Source organism: Klebsiella sp. C360, assembly GCF_048822415.1.
Lineage (GTDB): Bacteria > Pseudomonadota > Gammaproteobacteria > Enterobacterales > Enterobacteriaceae > Klebsiella > Klebsiella quasipneumoniae.
The window spans coordinates 47780-63112 of record NZ_JBMEZZ010000015.1; the positions used below are offsets into that span (position 1 = coordinate 47780).

12 protein-coding genes are annotated in these 15333 nt (G+C 58.3%); 3 read left to right on the forward strand and 9 right to left on the reverse strand.

The window, feature by feature from the left end:
- Positions 1-2: 2 nt before the first annotated feature.
- The 4 genes from feoB to greB all read right to left on the reverse strand — a co-directional run bounded on the left by feoB (position 3) and on the right by greB (position 5901).
- Positions 3-2321 carry a Fe(2+) transporter permease subunit FeoB gene (gene feoB, locus ACOI7D_RS24650; protein WP_109546854.1) on the reverse strand — a complete coding sequence of 773 codons (2319 nt, stop codon included), beginning with the start codon at positions 2319-2321 and terminating at the stop codon, positions 3-5.
- A gap of 28 nt (positions 2322-2349) precedes the next feature.
- Positions 2350-2577: a ferrous iron transporter A gene (gene feoA, locus ACOI7D_RS24655; protein ID WP_002920506.1), complete on the reverse strand. Its 228-nt coding sequence runs from the start codon at positions 2575-2577 to the stop codon at positions 2350-2352.
- A gap of 418 nt (positions 2578-2995) precedes the next feature.
- The gene (locus tag ACOI7D_RS24660; protein ID WP_109546855.1) at positions 2996-5326 is read right to left on the reverse strand and encodes a Tex family protein; all 2331 of its coding nucleotides are present in this window, start codon (positions 5324-5326) and stop codon (positions 2996-2998) included.
- Positions 5327-5427: 101 nt separating this feature from the next.
- Entirely contained in the window at positions 5428-5901 is a 474-nt protein-coding gene (gene greB, locus ACOI7D_RS24665; RefSeq protein ID WP_023288043.1) for a transcription elongation factor GreB, read from the reverse strand.
- Between the two features lie 227 nt (positions 5902-6128).
- Here greB and ompR point away from each other — a divergent pair, with 227 nt between their 5' ends.
- Both ompR and envZ read left to right on the forward strand, forming a co-directional pair.
- On the forward strand, positions 6129-6848 hold the full coding sequence (gene ompR, locus ACOI7D_RS24670) for a two-component system response regulator OmpR (RefSeq protein ID WP_001157751.1): 720 nt from the start codon (positions 6129-6131) through the stop codon (positions 6846-6848).
- Positions 6845-8200 (forward strand): two-component system sensor histidine kinase EnvZ, encoded by a 1356-nt coding sequence (envZ, locus tag ACOI7D_RS24675; protein ID WP_023291203.1) that lies wholly within the window; start codon positions 6845-6847, stop codon positions 8198-8200. Before ompR ends, envZ begins: the two co-directional genes overlap by 4 nt.
- 77 nt (positions 8201-8277) lie before the next feature.
- Here envZ and pckA read toward each other — a convergent pair whose 3' ends face one another.
- The 5 genes from pckA to ACOI7D_RS24700 form a co-directional block, all read right to left on the reverse strand.
- Complete coding sequence (gene pckA, locus ACOI7D_RS24680; protein WP_023291202.1) at positions 8278-9900, reverse strand: phosphoenolpyruvate carboxykinase (ATP); 1623 nt, start codon at positions 9898-9900, stop codon at positions 8278-8280.
- 359 nt (positions 9901-10259) lie between these two features.
- The gene (gene hslO, locus ACOI7D_RS24685; protein ID WP_017899960.1) at positions 10260-11144 is read right to left on the reverse strand and encodes an Hsp33 family molecular chaperone HslO; all 885 of its coding nucleotides are present in this window, start codon (positions 11142-11144) and stop codon (positions 10260-10262) included.
- A gap of 18 nt (positions 11145-11162) precedes the next feature.
- A complete protein-coding gene (hslR, locus tag ACOI7D_RS24690; RefSeq protein ID WP_044524965.1) occupies positions 11163-11564 on the reverse strand; it encodes a ribosome-associated heat shock protein Hsp15 in 402 nt (133 codons plus the stop codon).
- Positions 11561-12244, reverse strand: a complete 684-nt coding sequence (yrfG, locus tag ACOI7D_RS24695; protein WP_004202162.1) for a GMP/IMP nucleotidase — start codon at positions 12242-12244, stop codon at positions 11561-11563. Before yrfG ends, hslR begins: the two co-directional genes overlap by 4 nt.
- Before the next feature lie 60 nt (positions 12245-12304).
- Positions 12305-14434, reverse strand: coding sequence for an intracellular growth attenuator family protein (locus tag ACOI7D_RS24700; RefSeq protein WP_109546856.1), 2130 nt, complete (start codon positions 14432-14434; stop codon positions 12305-12307).
- A 320-nt stretch (positions 14435-14754) separates the two neighbouring features.
- On the opposite strand from ACOI7D_RS24700, the gene nudE reads away from it, so the two are divergent.
- Positions 14755-15315 carry an ADP compounds hydrolase NudE gene (gene nudE, locus ACOI7D_RS24705; RefSeq protein ID WP_032429005.1) on the forward strand — a complete coding sequence of 187 codons (561 nt, stop codon included), beginning with the start codon at positions 14755-14757 and terminating at the stop codon, positions 15313-15315.
- Positions 15316-15333 lie beyond the last annotated feature (18 nt).

Here is a 15333-nt window from a genome sequence, read left to right on the forward strand (position 1 = left end):
CCTTAGTGGCAATCGCCAGCCGGGCTGGAACAGCAGGAGGCCGGCGTTTTCCGGGTGGCCAGCAGCGAGACGTCAACCCGGCTGCGCGCCCGACGCAGCAGACCGAAGAGCACCACGTTGAACAATATCACCGCCAGGATACACACCAGGCTGTAGCGCGGATGGTCGCTAAAGCTGACGGTCTGGTAGTAGAGCGTCGAGAGCGAATAGGCGATATTCAGTCCCCACAGAATGGAGAAGGTCATCCAGCCGCGGCTCGATTCGCGGGCGATGGCCCCCATCACCGAGATGCAGGGGATATAGAGAAGAACGAAGATCAGGTAGCTGTAAGCCGCCGCGGCGCTGCCAAATTTACTGCCCATCACGCCCATCGCGCCGGTGGCCATTTCGCCATCGCCTTTGCTGGCTTCGATGGGGTTGGCCAGGACGCTGAGGCTGAAGGTGTCTTTCAGTCCCTGCCATGTTTCGTCGACGGCGGCCAGCAGTTCCTCGCCGAGGCTGAAGGTCTGCGGATTGAACTCCTCGTTTTGGATATCTTCGGCGGTATAGAGGGTGTTCAGCGTACCGACCACCACCTCCTTCGCCATTGCGCCGGTAAACAGGCCCACGGTGGCCTGCCAGTTATCTTCATGCACGCCGATCGGCTTAAACAGCGGAGTAATGACCCGGCTCACCGAGGCCAGCGCGGAGTCGTTGATGTTGTCGACGACCTTAGCGCTCAGCGAGAAGCTGTTCAGCGCGCTGAGGAAGATGCTGACAATGACGATCACCTTCCCGGCGCGCAGCACAAAGCCTTTCAGGCGCTGCCAGGTCTGGATAATCAGGCTCTTAATATGCGGGACGTGGTACACCGGCAGCTCCATCACGAACGGCGAGGCTTCGCCGCGCATAATGGTGTGCTTCAGCATCAGGCCGGTGAGAATGGCCATCACAATGCCCAGCACGTAGAGCGAGAAGACCGCCAGCGCGCCGTTCTGACCAAAGAAGGCGGCCGCGAAGACGGCGAAGATCGCCAGCCGCGCGCCGCAGGACATAAACGGCGCCATCATAATGGTCATCAGACGTTCGCGCGGGGCGTCGAGGGTGCGGGCGCCCATCACCGACGGCACGTTGCAGCCGAAACCGACAATCAACGGGACAAAGGATTTCCCCGGCAGGCCGAGAGCTTGCATCAGGCGGTCCATGACAAAGGCGGCGCGCGCCATGTAGCCGGAGTCCTCGAGGAAGGAGAGGAACAGATACATCATGCCGATCTGCGGCACCAGCGGCAGTACGGTGTTGATACCGCCGCCGATCCCCTGGGCGAGGAAGACGGTCAGCCAGTCCGGGAAGTGCAGGGTGTAACCCAGCCATTGAATACCGTGAATAAAGACCGCGACCGAGCCGGCGTCGAAAATCGGCTGCAGCGCGCCGCCGATGTTGATGGCCAGCAGGAACATCAGGTACATAACAAAGAGAAAAATCGGCAACCCGAGGAAGCGGTTGAGGATCACTTTGTCCATCGCCGCGGTGAAACGGCTCGGCTCGGCGGTCAGGGTGTTGCTGACGGCGTCGCAAATGGCGGCGATGGTCTGATAGCGCGCGTCAGCGATATGCAGGGCCGGGTCGTCGATCTCGTCGCTGAGATTCGCCAGGGCGATATCCAGTTTATCGGCGGCGTCGCCGGCATAGGCCCGGCTGTAGATGTCGCCCTCCAGCATCTGCAGACCGAGCCAGCGCCGCTGCCGGGCCGGGATCTGCGCTGACATCTGCTGCGCCAGCAGGTCGGCTTCGCGCAGCAGCGGCTGTGGATAGTGGACCAGCTCGATATCGCTGTTCGCCTGATGACGGTCGAGGGCAATCTTCAGCGCTTCGATCCCGCGTCCGCGGGTCGAAACCAGCGGAATGACCGGGCAGCCGAGGCGTGCGGCGAGGGCATCGATATCGATACGCACCTGCTGCTTTTCGGCAATATCCAGCATGTTCAGCGCCACGACGCAGGGGATCCCCAGCTCGAGCAGCTGCAGCGTCAAATAGAGGTTTCGCTCGAGGTTGGAGGCATCGACCACGTTAATCAGCATGTCGGCGTCGCCGCTGAGGATATAGTGGCAGGCGATCTGCTCGTCCAGCGAGGTTTGCGAAGAGATGGTGGTCAGAGAGTAGGTTCCCGGGAGGTCGACCAGCGTGACCTGGTGGTCAGTGGTGGCGAACACGCCCTCTTTACGCTCAACGGTGACCCCGGCCCAGTTGCCCACGCGCTGGCGGGCGCCGGTCAGCTGATTAAACAGGGTAGTCTTGCCGGAATTAGGATTACCAATTAAACCAACGGTTAATTTTTTCATATTTCAAACTCTTGTGCCGGGTCAGCCGTTATTGTGCAACCGCTTCCAGTTCGATTAAGGCGAGATCTTTTTTGCGTAATACCAGACTGACGCGTCGGGTTTCAATATGAACAGGATCGCCGAGCGGCGCCACGCGCACCACATGAAAAGAGGATCCGGGCAGCATGCCGAGGGAGAGCAATTTCTGACGGTATGCTGGGCTAATATCGCGGGAAAATCCGGTAATTTTCCACGCACTATCAGGTGTGAATTGCATAGGGCCTACTTGTCTATCGCTAACCGAAGAAGAATTTTCCGGACGCCTGGAGGCAGTTGCGCCGGGGACCGTAGCCAACGAAAAAGAAAAAACATTCTGCAAGCGATGATAATGAGAATGGTTTTTATCATCAATACATATGATGCGCTTTATGCCATTTTTAAAGTGAAATTCACCTTTTTATTGATATGCCGCAAAGTCCGCCAGTGATCGAAAATATGCGAAATATTATTTCGTCGCTCTAATGTTTAATTAAGGTTTCTTAAGTTAACGAAATGCAAATATTAATTTCGCTATCTGCCCGGCGCGGAATAAATGCAGGTTATCAGAAATAACTGAGAGCCATTTGCGCGAAAAGGCGGCTATAGGTCAGTGACAATGAAAAGGAAAACTGCCCCTGAAAAGGGGCAGGGAGGGATTAGCGTTTTTTACCCATCGCCGCGGCGAGGGCATCCATCATCGCGCTGTTGCCGGCAGGCTGCGCGTCGCGACCGCGGGGTTTGGCGGCTTTCGCGGCCGGGCGATTGCCCTGCGGGCGATCCTGACCGCCGCCGCGGCGGGCGTTGCTGTCGCCCGGCTGCTCGTCGAGACGCATGGTCAGGGCGATACGCTTACGCGGCAGATCGACTTCCATGACCTTGACCTTCACGATGTCGCCCGCTTTCACCACCGTATGCGGGTCTTCAACGAACTTGTTCGAAAGGGAAGAGATATGCACCAGGCCGTCCTGGTGAACGCCGATATCAACAAACGCGCCGAAGTTGGTGACGTTGGTCACCGCGCCTTCGAGGATCATCCCCGGCAGCAGGTCGTTCATAGTCTCCACGCCGTCGGCGAACTGAGCGGTTTTGAACTCAGGACGCGGGTCGCGGCCCGGTTTTTCCAGCTCTTTGATGATGTCGGTAACGGTCGGTACGCCAAATTTATCATCGGTGAAATCGACGGCTTTCAGGTTCCGTAGCTCGCTGCTGTTGCCCATCAGATCTTTCAGCGCCTGCTGAGTCGCCGCCAGAATGCGCTCGACCACCGGATAGGCTTCCGGGTGAACGGTGGAGGCGTCCAGCGGGTTGTCGCCGTGGTTGATACGCAGGAAGCCGGCGCACTGTTCAAAGGCTTTCGGCCCCAGACGGCTGACCTTCAGCAGCTGCTGACGGTTCTGGAACTGGCCGTTCTCGTCGCGCCAGGCGACGATGTTCTGCGCCATCATGCGGGTCAGGCCGGCAACGCGGGTCAGCAGCGGCACGGAGGCGGTGTTCAGGTCAACGCCGACGGCGTTCACGCAGTCTTCCACCACCGCGTCCAGCTTACGCGCCAGCTGGGTCTGGCTGACATCATGCTGATACTGACCGACGCCGATGGATTTCGGGTCGATTTTCACCAGCTCGGCCAGAGGATCCTGCAGACGGCGGGCGATGGAGACCGCGCCGCGCAGCGACACGTCGAGGTCCGGGAACTCCTGCGCCGCCAGCTCGGAGGCGGAGTAAACGGAAGCCCCGGCTTCGCTGACGATCACCTTCTGGGCGGTGACCTTCGGGAACTGCTTCTGCACGTCGAGGAAGAAACGCTCGGTTTCACGCGAGGCGGTACCGTTGCCGATGGCCACCAGCTCAACGTTGTACTTCTCGCACAGCGCGGCGACGGCGACGGCCGCTTTGGCGGCCTGGCCGGTGTGGGGGTAAATGGTGTCCGTCGCCACCAGTTTGCCGGTACCGTCAACCACGGCCACTTTCACCCCGGTGCGCAGGCCCGGGTCAAGGCCCATGGTGGCGCGCAGCCCGGCGGGCGCCGCCATCAGCAGGTCGTGCAGGTTGCGGGCGAAGACGTTAATGGCTTCGTCTTCGGCGCGCTCGCGCACGGTGCCCATCAGCTCGGTTTCGAGGTGCATCAGGACTTTGATCCGCCAGGTCCAGCTGACGACGCCTTTACGCCAGCTGTCCGCCGGGGCGTTGTTCAGGCGCAGGCCCAGGTGGTCGATAATAATCTGCTCGCCGTGGCTCTCTTTCGGCGGCTCGTCAAACTGCGGGTCGGCGTTTAAAGAGAGCTGCAGGACGCCTTCGTTGCGGCCGCGGAACATCGCCAGCGCGCGATGCGACGGCACGGCGGCGATCGGTTCGTGGTGATCGAAGTAGTCGCGGAATTTGGCGCCTTCCTCTTCTTTGCCGCTGACGACGGTGGAGACCAGGTGGGCGTTTTTCCACAGATAGTCACGGACCTTCGCCAGCAGCGCGGCGTCTTCGGCAAAACGCTCCATCAGAATATAGCGCGCGCCATCCAGCGCCGCTTTGCTGTCGGCCACGCCTTTATCGGCGTCAATATATTTTGCGGCTTCCGTTTCCGGATCGTGGGACGGTTCGTTCCACAGCAGGTCAGCCAGCGGCTCCAGCCCGGCTTCGATGGCGATCTGTCCGCGGGTACGGCGCTTCGGCTTGTACGGCAGGTAGAGGTCTTCCAGTTCGGTTTTGCTGAGGGTGGTAGTGATGGCTTTTTCCAGCGCGTCGGTCAGTTTGCCCTGTTCAGCGATGGATTTGAGGATCGCCTGACGACGGTCTTCGAGTTCGCGCAGGTAGCCGAGGCGGGTTTCCAGATTACGCAGCTGCGTGTCATCCAGACCGCCGGTGACTTCTTTACGATATCGTGCAATAAACGGCACGGTGTTCCCTTCATCAAGCAGGCGAACGGCAGCTTCTACCTGTTCGGCTCTGGCCTGAAGTTCACCCGCAATAATGCGGCAGAGCGAATCATTCATCATGGCTTTTAATTCATCTTTAGGGTCAAAAAAACAGGGACTAGTTATACGGACTGGCGGCTGAAAATGCCAGCCGCGCCCGGCGTCTCTCGGAAAGTTCTTGTCTATTTTACGTATTCGATCTTGTTGACATACCAGCTGGCTTCCCCCGCCGGCGTGTTAACGATGGCCAAATCGCCGACCTCTTTTTTTAACAGCGCGCGCGCCATCGGCGAGTCGATGGAGATATAGTCTTTGCGGCCAAAAATTTCATCGTAACCGACGATGCGAAAGCGCTTGATATCGCCTTCATCGTTTTCAATTTCTACCCAGGCGCCGAAGAAGACTTTGCCCTCCTGCTGCGGGGAGTAATCGACGATCTTTAACTGTTCCAGACATTTGGTCAGATAGCGGACCCGGCGATCGATCTCGCGCAGGCGCTTTTTGTTGTACTGGTAATCCGCGTTCTCGCTGCGGTCGCCAAGGCTGGCGGCCCAGGTCACCTTTTTGGTCACTTCCGGGCGCTCCTGGCGCCACAGGTAGTCCATCTCCTGCTTCAGTTTTTCATATCCCTCGCGGGTGATCAGCGGCGTTTTCATCGTGAGTTCAACCTTCTGACAGTCTGTCGTTGCGCACAATTTGTAGCGCGCAATAATACCGACAGGATAAATACTGTGTCTTATGATTAAATGTATACTTAACCTGCTGTTAAATATGCTTTGTAACAATTTAGCCTGGAATGTATACCAGATTTAGCTGGTGAGCGCGCCGGGCTTTTTTGAGAATACGCACTGACTATTGCAGTGAACCTTTGGGAGTACAAACAATGCAAGAGAATTATAAGATTCTGGTTGTGGATGACGACATGCGCCTGCGTGCGCTGCTCGAACGTTATCTGACCGAGCAGGGCTTCCAGGTTCGTAGCGTGGCGAACGCCGAACAGATGGATCGTCTGTTAACCCGCGAATCCTTCCACCTGATGGTGCTGGATCTGATGCTGCCCGGGGAAGATGGCCTCTCGATTTGCCGCCGTCTGCGCAGCCAGAGCAACCCGATGCCGATCATTATGGTGACGGCGAAAGGCGAAGAGGTTGATCGGATCGTGGGCCTGGAGATCGGGGCTGACGACTATATTCCGAAGCCGTTCAACCCGCGCGAACTGCTGGCCCGCATCCGCGCGGTGCTGCGCCGTCAGGCGAACGAGCTGCCGGGCGCGCCGTCGCAGGAAGAGGCGGTTATCGCCTTTGGTAAATTCAAACTGAACCTGGGCACCCGCGAAATGTTCCGTGAAGACGAGCCGATGCCGTTGACCAGCGGCGAGTTCGCGGTCCTGAAGGCGCTGGTGAGCCATCCTCGTGAGCCGCTGTCGCGCGATAAGTTAATGAACCTCGCTCGCGGCCGCGAATACTCTGCGATGGAGCGTTCCATCGACGTACAGATCTCCCGCCTGCGCCGCATGGTGGAAGAGGACCCGGCGCATCCGCGCTATATCCAGACCGTCTGGGGTCTGGGCTACGTCTTCGTCCCGGACGGTTCTAAGGCATGAAACGCGTGCGCTTTTCGCCGCGCAGCTCCTTTGCTCGCACGCTGCTCCTGATCGTCACCTTGCTGTTCGTCAGCCTGGTGACGACCTATCTGGTGGTACTGAATTTCGCGATCCTGCCGAGCCTCCAGCAGTTTAATAAAGTATTGGCCTACGAAGTGCGTATGCTGATGACCGATAAGCTGCAGCTGGAGGATGGCACCCAACTGGTGGTGCCCCCGGCGTTTCGTCGTGAAATTTATCGCGAGCTGGGGATTTCGCTCTATTCCAATGAAGCGGCGGAAGACGCAGGCCTGCGCTGGGCGCAGCATTATGAATTCTTGAGCCAGCAGATGGCTCATCAGCTTGGCGGCCCCACTGAGGTGCGGGTGGAGGTCAATAAAAGCTCCCCCGTGGTGTGGCTGAAGACCTGGCTGTCGCCCAATATCTGGGTGCGGGTGCCGCTGACCGAGATCCATCAGGGCGACTTCTCGCCGCTGTTCCGCTATACCCTGGCGATCATGCTGCTGGCGATAGGCGGCGCCTGGCTGTTTATCCGTATTCAGAACCGCCCGCTGGTGGATCTGGAGCATGCGGCGCTGCAGGTCGGGCGCGGCATTATCCCGCCGCCGCTGCGCGAGTACGGCGCCTCTGAGGTGCGATCGGTGACCCGCGCCTTCAACCACATGGCCGCGGGCGTGAAGCAGCTGGCCGACGACCGTACGCTGCTGATGGCCGGGGTCAGCCATGATTTACGTACTCCGCTGACCCGCATTCGTCTGGCCACCGAGATGATGGGCGAGCAGGACGGCTATCTCGCGGAGTCGATCAACAAAGATATCGAAGAGTGCAATGCCATCATCGAGCAGTTTATCGACTACCTGCGCACCGGGCAGGAGATGCCGCTGGAGCTGGCGGATCTGAATGCGGTGCTGGGGGAAGTGATCGCTGCGGAGAGCGGCTATGAGCGGGAGATCGCCACCGCCCTGCAGGCCGGCGAAATTCCGGTACGCATGCATCCTCTGTCTATCAAGCGCGCGCTGGCGAATATGGTGGTCAACGCGGCCCGCTATGGCAATGGCTGGATCAAGGTCAGCAGCGGCAGCGAAGCGAGCCGGGCGTGGTTCCAGGTTGAAGATGACGGACCGGGGATTAAACCTGAGCAGCGGGAGCACCTGTTTCAGCCGTTTGTGCGCGGCGACAGCGCCCGCAGCACCAGCGGAACCGGGCTGGGGTTGGCGATTGTTCAGCGTATTATCGACAATCACAACGGACGGCTGGAGATTGGCTCCAGCGAACGCGGCGGGTTACTGATCCGCGCCTGGCTGCCGGTGCACCGGGTGCTGACGCCGATGAAACCGGCCAAAGAGAGCTGATCGCGCCCGCGGTTGGCTGGTCAAAACGTTGCGCAATAAAAAGCCGGGCAAGCCCGGCTTTTTCATCTCTGCGTCCGTTAGCGCTGCGGCCCTGCCGCCACCAGCGCGGCGCCCGCTGGCGTATCGGTATACTTCTCAAAGTTCTCAATAAACAGCTTCGCCAGCTGGTCGGCTTTTTCCTGCCACTGCTCCGGGGAACCATAGGTGCTGCGCGGATCGAGGATCTGGGTATCGACACCCGGGAGCGCCGTCGGGATCTGCAGATTAAACATCGGCAGGGTAAAGGTCTCCGCGTTGTCCAGCGAGCCATTGAGGATGGCGTCGATGATGGCGCGGGTATCTTTAATCGAGATGCGCTTGCCGGTGCCGTTCCAGCCGGTATTGACCAGATAAGCCTGCGCGCCAGCCGCCTGCATACGTTTGACCAGCACTTCGGCGTACTGCGTCGGATGCAGCGACAGGAAGGCGGCGCCGAAGCAGGCGGAGAAGGTTGGCGTGGGTTCGGTCACGCCGCGCTCGGTGCCGGCCAGTTTGGCGGTAAACCCGGACAGGAAATGGTACTGCGTCTGATCGGCGGTCAGGCGGGAGACTGGCGGCAGTACGCCGAACGCATCGGCCGTCAGGAAGATCACTTTGGTGGCGTGACCCGCTTTGGAGACCGGTTTGACGATATTATCGATATGGTCGATGGGGTAGGAGACGCGGGTGTTTTCGGTTTTTGAACCGTCATCGAAATCGATTGTGCCGTCGGCGCGCACCACCACGTTTTCCAGCAGGGCGTTGCGGCGGATGGCGTGATAGATATCCGGCTCGGCCGCTTCAGAGAGCTTGATGGTCTTGGCGTAGCAGCCCCCTTCGAAGTTAAACACCCCATCGTCATCCCAGCCATGTTCGTCATCGCCAATCAGGCGGCGTTTCGGATCGGTGGAAAGGGTGGTTTTGCCGGTGCCTGAGAGGCCGAAGAAAATGGCGACATCGCCTTTCTCGCCGACGTTGGCAGAACAGTGCATGGAGGCGATGCCCTTCAGCGGCAGCAGGTAGTTCATGATCGAGAACATCCCTTTCTTCATTTCGCCGCCGTACCAGGTGCCGCCGATCAGCTGAATGCGCTCGGTGAGGTTGAAAGCGATGAAGTTTTCCGAGTTCAGGCCCTGCTCTTTCCACTGCGGGTTGGTGCACTTCGCGCCGTTCATCACGATGAAGTCGGGCGCGAATTCCGCCAGCTCTTCGTCGCTCGGGCGAATGAACATGTTCTTCACGAAGTGCGCCTGCCAGGCCACTTCGGTAATGAAACGTACGCTGAGACGGGTATCGGCGTTAGCGCCGCAGAAGGCGTCGACGATAAACAGGCGTTTACCGGACAGCTGCTGTGTCACCAGCCCTTTCAGATGCTGCCAGGTTTCCTGCGAAAGCGGCTTGTTGTCGTTTTTACCCTTGCCTTTATCGGACCACCAGACGGTATCGCGGGTGGTGTCGTCGCGCACGAGGTACTTATCTTTCGGAGAACGACCGGTAAAAATGCCCGTGTCGACGGCGATAGCACCCAGACTGGTTAATACGCCACGTTCGTAGCCTTCCAGATTGGGGTCGAGCTCTTCCTGAAACAACATGTCGTAGCTGGGGTTGTGGACGATATCCTGAACGTCATTGATACCATAAGCCTTGAGATCCTGCGGGGTTAAACCATGATTAACGCGCATGTCACTGCTCCTTAGCCAAGATGTACTGCTGTAAATTGTAGGGTTTATTACCGGGTATTGACCGCGACCAGGCTCATAGATTTACGTATCTCGACATTCCGCAGAATGACGAAAAAAACGGTGACTCCTGTCACGAAGTGAAGTGGATTATCTCAGGAAATGGCCGGATGGTGGGGTTAGATGTTTCTCAATGGTTAAAAAGTAATTAAAAAAACTGCTGAAATGTGAATGTAATCGCTTTCCTGGAATAAAATTACGTAACTCTTTCAGCGAGAATCGATTCAACTCGTGAATAAATAAAAGTCAGGCTCCGGGCGACAAACCACATCGCCGCCCGGTGCCTGAAGAAGAAGTGAGGATTAATGGACCTGCGGGTCGGCCGGAGAGGCGTTGTTACGGATCTCGGCGATGTCCATGGCGTTGAAGATATAGTGGTTACCGCAGTAGTCGCAGTGCATATCAATCTCGCCTTCGTCGGCAAGGATGCTATCTATCTCTTCGTCCGGCAGCGTCTTCAGCGCGCCGGCGCAGCGTTCGCGGGAGCAGGTGCACTTGAACTCCACGCTTTGCGGATCGTAGACCGTGACTTCTTCTTCATGGTACAGACGCCACAGCACATCGTTCGCCGGCAGGGTGAACAGCTCTTCCGCCTTGATGGTCTCGGTGAGCGTCGCCAGGTGCTCAAAGTCGGCAGTCTGGGCATCCTGGGCCGGCATCACCTGCAGCAGCATCCCGCCCGCCATCGGCTGGCCTTCATGTTCGCCGGTGCGGATGATAAGGCGCGTCGGCAGCTGCTCTGAACGCTGGAAGTAATCTTCCAGGCAGGCGGCCAGCGTATCGCCTTCCAGACCGACCACGCCCTGATAGCGCTCACCCTCTTCCGGGGAGATGGTAATGACCAGATAACCGTTGCCGACCATCGCTTTCAGATCCGCATCGTCCGCAATCTCGCCCTGCACGCGCGCGACGCCGCGCAGCTGCTGCTGGTTATTGCCGTTGATCACCGCCAGCTGTAAAGGCCCATCGCCCTGCAGCTGCACGGTAATGTCGCCGGCAAACTTCAGGGTCGCAGTCAGCAGACTGGTGGCGACCAGCAGCTCCGCCAGCACCGTTTTCACCGGCTGGGGATAAGTGTGATTCGCCAGAATCTGTTCCAGGGTTTCCGACACCGTCACCAGCTCGCCGCGCACGGCATAGTTTTCAAACAGATAACGATGTAATTGATCGTGTTGAGTCATAATCATCTCTCTTTCTGGCGCGAGTTACTCACTCTCGCCGTGTTTAAATCTCATCAGGTCGCGGCGCTCTTTCTTGTCCGGACGTCTGTCAGGGTGCGGCATGGTCAGGGCGTTCATTTTGCGCGCCAGGGCCATTTTTTCACGCTTCTCGATACTCTCCGCCGTCTCTTCATACAGGGTGACGGCTTCGCTTGCCGGGCGGCGCTGCTCGGTGATACCGACGATGCGCACCGTCCGCTCGTCGTTGCCCTGACGCAGCGTCAGCATGGCGTCCAGTTCGACGATTTTCCCTGGTTTGCTGCGTTGTCCGTTGTAATGCACCTTGCCGCCTTCAATCATCTCCCGCGCCAGCGCGCGGGTCTTGTAAAAGCGGGCGGCCCAAAGCCATTTATCCAGTCTGACGGTGTCGGCAGGCTTCTCTTTCATCGCCTCTCCTTCGGGGTAAGCGAAGGGATCAGTCGTCGGTAATCATTCAGCCCCGGATGGCGCAGATACTGCTTTTCCGCCAGCCCGGAGTCGGGATTGGTAATGCCCAGGCAGTAGCGAATGCCAAACTCCCTCGCGGCATCCAGAATCGCCTCGCTGTCGTCGACAAACAGCGTTTTATGCGCCTCAAGGCCGGTTTCCTCCGCCACGGCGCGCCACAGACGCTGATCCTCTTTCGGATAACCAAATGTGTGGGTGGAAAGTAATAAATCAAGGTGCGCATCCAGGCCGGTGTGTTTGAGTTTCACCGCCAGATTGTGGGGATGGGCATTGGTCAACAGAATACGTCGCTTACCGCTGGCCTTGAGCGCATCAAGGAACGGCACGGTATCCTCACGCAGCGTGGCGCGCGGACCCTGTTCGCTGGTCATCGCACAAATATCCAAACCCAGGCGCTCGCTCCAGTAATCCAGACAGTACCAGTTTAGCGTATGCTGCACGGCATGATACTCCTGGTGCATGGCCTCTTTCGCCTGTTGCAGATTGAGGCCGCGGGCGGCCCCCCAGGTTTCCGGCACCAGCGTTTGCCAGAAATAGTTATCAAAAGCGAGATCCAGGAGCGTGCCGTCCATATCCAGCAGAACGGTATCGACCTCCTGCCAGGCGATATCAAAATGCATGATGACTCTCCAGCGAGCGGGAAATGGGCGACAGGGTATCACACCCTGCCGCCGGGGAAATTAATCTTGCGGGTCAGACGAGGGGAGCAGCACCGGGTTCAGGCAGCTTTCGTAATATTTCTGAATCTCTTCCATACGCTGGCGATGGCGTTGATAACGACGCAGCGCCTGCACGCCGTGGTAAGCCATGCATCCCACCATCGACAGCAGCAGCAGGGTGATGCCCAGATAGCGCCACAGGCCGCTGCGGTCGGGAATGCGGTGCAGGTTGATATGCTGGGTGCCGTTGGCGTCAGTAAACAGATTGGTGACGATCCCTTCGGCATGGAAGGGAGTATGCATCAGCATACCGGCCAGCCGCCGCAGTTCGCCCCACTGCTCATGCGCCGGGTAATCATACAGGCTTACCGCCGGCCACGGCTGATTGACCAGCACGCTGCCCTCGTCGCTGGCGATGAGGAAGCCGCCAGGGGCCGGGCTGTTGAGCGCCTGCGCCGCTCGCGAGGTTTCACGCATTACAAAGGGGGCGGTTGAGGTGGTCACCAGATTCTCCAGCGACTCGGCGCTGACTGGCCGCAGGAGCACGTTCACACCATCCAGTTTCCCGGCGGACGCGCGCTTGGTTAACGTCTCCCAGTTACGTGTATTGCCGAGATTAACCAGCGCGTTCTTCAGGCGCAGGCAATCATCGGCAGCCGAACAGAGATCCTTGGTTTTCTGAACGATATCGCCGAAATCATCCAGCAGCACCATGCCAGATTTTTGAATGGCGGAGCGCAGCGCCGGGCTGACGCGGGAGTCGTCGTCGGTTTCCGGGTGCAGCTGACGCTGGACGGACTCCATCAGGGCGGTCGCTTTGCTGACAATGTCAGACTCCGGCAGCGGCAGAGGAGGGGCATCGTTCCACACAATCTGCGAACAATCGAAAGGCAGGAACGGCGAATCCTCTTTGGCCGTCCAACTGCCCGGCGTGCGGATGTTGCACATCCCGGTACCGGTCAGGCGCAGCGTATCGCCAATGCGCACATGGGCCTTTTCCAGTTGGCTGACGGTCGTGGCTTCAATCGTCTGCGCCCCCTTCAGCCACGACAGGGTGAACTTAAACGGCATATTCAGCGGTACGCTGGCCCATAGCATGATCACCACCACCAGGGCGCCGGCGGCGATAATCGCGCTGCGCAGCCAGTACTGCAGCGGAAAATTTTTCACTTCATCATGAAGCGACAAGTAGCGTCCCTGACGGGCCACATGGCGGTTGAGATAGATATCAATATCGGTCTGCTGTCCGAGGTCCTGGGCGATCCAGGGCTGCCAGTGGCGCGGATAGATGAGATCGATAATGCCCAGCGAGATATTATTGATATGTTCCTGATCGTTTTCGCCGAACAGCCCCCAGCGCTTCGGGACGCCGCGCAGGCAGTGGATTTCGCGCAGCGCGGCGCGGCGCGGCGGGGCATAGATCCCCCACAGGCCGGCGGCGAGCAGCAGCAAACCGGCGGCCACCAGCCACGGGGTAAAGACGGCTGGCCCAATCAGGCTGAAATAAAAGAACAGGAAAGAGGCGACGATCAGGATCGCTTCCCGCAGACCGTCCGGGCGATTCAGGGCGTGCTCTTCCGGGCTTTCCCGCCGGATCTGCCGCAGCTCTACCTGTTCGCTCTCTTCGCCGCGAATCGAGGCCTGGGTGGCCGAGGCGCGTTCCAGAGCGTAGCTTTGCGCATCCTGACGATAGTCGCTCAGGGTATGACCGTTAAGGGTGATAACCAGCGGCAGGCTGTCGGTGGGGATCAGCTCGACGCTGTTTTCATCGTTGATATGCTGTTCCCAGAACGGCGGCAGATGTACCTCCACCGAATCGAGAAAATAGCGCCATTTATTCGGCGCGTCGGTGGTGATCCCGTAGCGGGTGATGGCTCGCGTCAACCCATAGACGGTATCGCTCTGTTCGTTTAGCGCCAGAGCGACGGGCGCGCTGGTGGCGCCGGACGCGGGCACCTGCTGGGCGCGGCTCAGTTCGGCAAGATACTTTTCGATGGCCTGGCGCTCATCGGCAGGGAGCGGCCGCGTGGTGGCATCGCTAAAGGCGTGCAGTAGGGGGAGCCGGCGGCGTCTGGCGTGCGTGCGATACCACCATCCAATGAGCAATACGCAGATTAGCAGAGCTGTAAGGAATATCAGAAAGGTGCCCATGCCCATCCCATCATAGTTATATTTTTCTTACGAAATCGTCGGTGAACGTGAAGACTAACGTCAAGCTGCAGTGTTAGCGGCGCACCTGCTTGCAGGGTAGTGAATATGTCATGCAGCAGTGTATAAGCTTACCAAAAACGTTAAAGCGCAGAAATCGGTAAATTCTCAAACAGAATTCAAGCTATTGACTTTTTTATCTTTATTACTTTCACCTTTGCAGGGGAAAGGTTACAACTCTGTAAATAAGTGGCGATTTGGATTGCCGAAAGCGTGTTGCGTATCGCACAATGACTGCTTAATCACAGCATAGACCGATGACAATGAGCAAATCATTACAAAAACCCACCATTCTCAATGTTGAAACTGTCGCCCGTTCGCGCCTCTTTAATGTCGAAAGCGTCGATCTGGAATTCAGCAACGGTGTGCGTCGCGTTTATGAACGTATGCGGCCTTCCACCCGCGAAGCGGTAATGATTGTGCCGATTGTGGATGATCATATTATTTTGATTCGCGAGTATGCCGTCGGGACGGAATCCTACGAGCTGGGCTTCTCCAAAGGGCTGATTGATCCGGGTGAAACCGTAGATGAAGCGGCCAATCGCGAGCTGAAAGAAGAGGTTGGCTTCGGCGCCAATAAGCTGACGTTCCTGAAGAAGCTCAGTATGGCTCCCTCTTACTTCTCCAGCAAAATGAACATCCTGGTGGCGGAAGATCTCTATCCGGAGTCGCTGCCGGGCGATGAGCCCGAGCCGCTGCCGCAGGTGCGCTGGCCGCTGACGCAGCTGATGTCGCTGCTGGATGAAGAAGATTTTAACGAGGCCCGCAACGTCAGCGCGCTGTTTTTAGTGCGGGAATGGCTGCAGGCCCAGGGGAGACTCTGAACGAGCGTTCACGCTAAG

Excerpts from the sequence above, each read along its gene's own strand:
- feoB (WP_109546854.1), bottom strand. The coding sequence starts at position 2,321 with ATGAAAAAATTAACCGTTGGTTTAATTGGTAATCCTAATTCCGGCAAG.
- feoA (WP_002920506.1), bottom strand. The coding sequence starts at position 2,577 with ATGCAATTCACACCTGATAGTGCGTGGAAAATTACCGGATTTTCCCGC.
- ACOI7D_RS24660 (WP_109546855.1), bottom strand. The coding sequence starts at position 5,326 with ATGATGAATGATTCGCTCTGCCGCATTATTGCGGGTGAACTTCAGGCC.
- greB (WP_023288043.1), bottom strand. The coding sequence starts at position 5,901 with ATGAAAACGCCGCTGATCACCCGCGAGGGATATGAAAAACTGAAGCAG.
- ompR (WP_001157751.1), top strand. The coding sequence starts at position 6,129 with ATGCAAGAGAATTATAAGATTCTGGTTGTGGATGACGACATGCGCCTG.
- envZ (WP_023291203.1), top strand. The coding sequence starts at position 6,845 with ATGAAACGCGTGCGCTTTTCGCCGCGCAGCTCCTTTGCTCGCACGCTG.
- pckA (WP_023291202.1), bottom strand. The coding sequence starts at position 9,900 with ATGCGCGTTAATCATGGTTTAACCCCGCAGGATCTCAAGGCTTATGGT.
- hslO (WP_017899960.1), bottom strand. The coding sequence starts at position 11,144 with ATGATTATGACTCAACACGATCAATTACATCGTTATCTGTTTGAAAAC.
- hslR (WP_044524965.1), bottom strand. The coding sequence starts at position 11,564 with ATGAAAGAGAAGCCTGCCGACACCGTCAGACTGGATAAATGGCTTTGG.
- yrfG (WP_004202162.1), bottom strand. The coding sequence starts at position 12,244 with ATGCATTTTGATATCGCCTGGCAGGAGGTCGATACCGTTCTGCTGGAT.
- ACOI7D_RS24700 (WP_109546856.1), bottom strand. The coding sequence starts at position 14,434 with ATGGGCACCTTTCTGATATTCCTTACAGCTCTGCTAATCTGCGTATTG.
- nudE (WP_032429005.1), top strand. The coding sequence starts at position 14,755 with ATGAGCAAATCATTACAAAAACCCACCATTCTCAATGTTGAAACTGTC.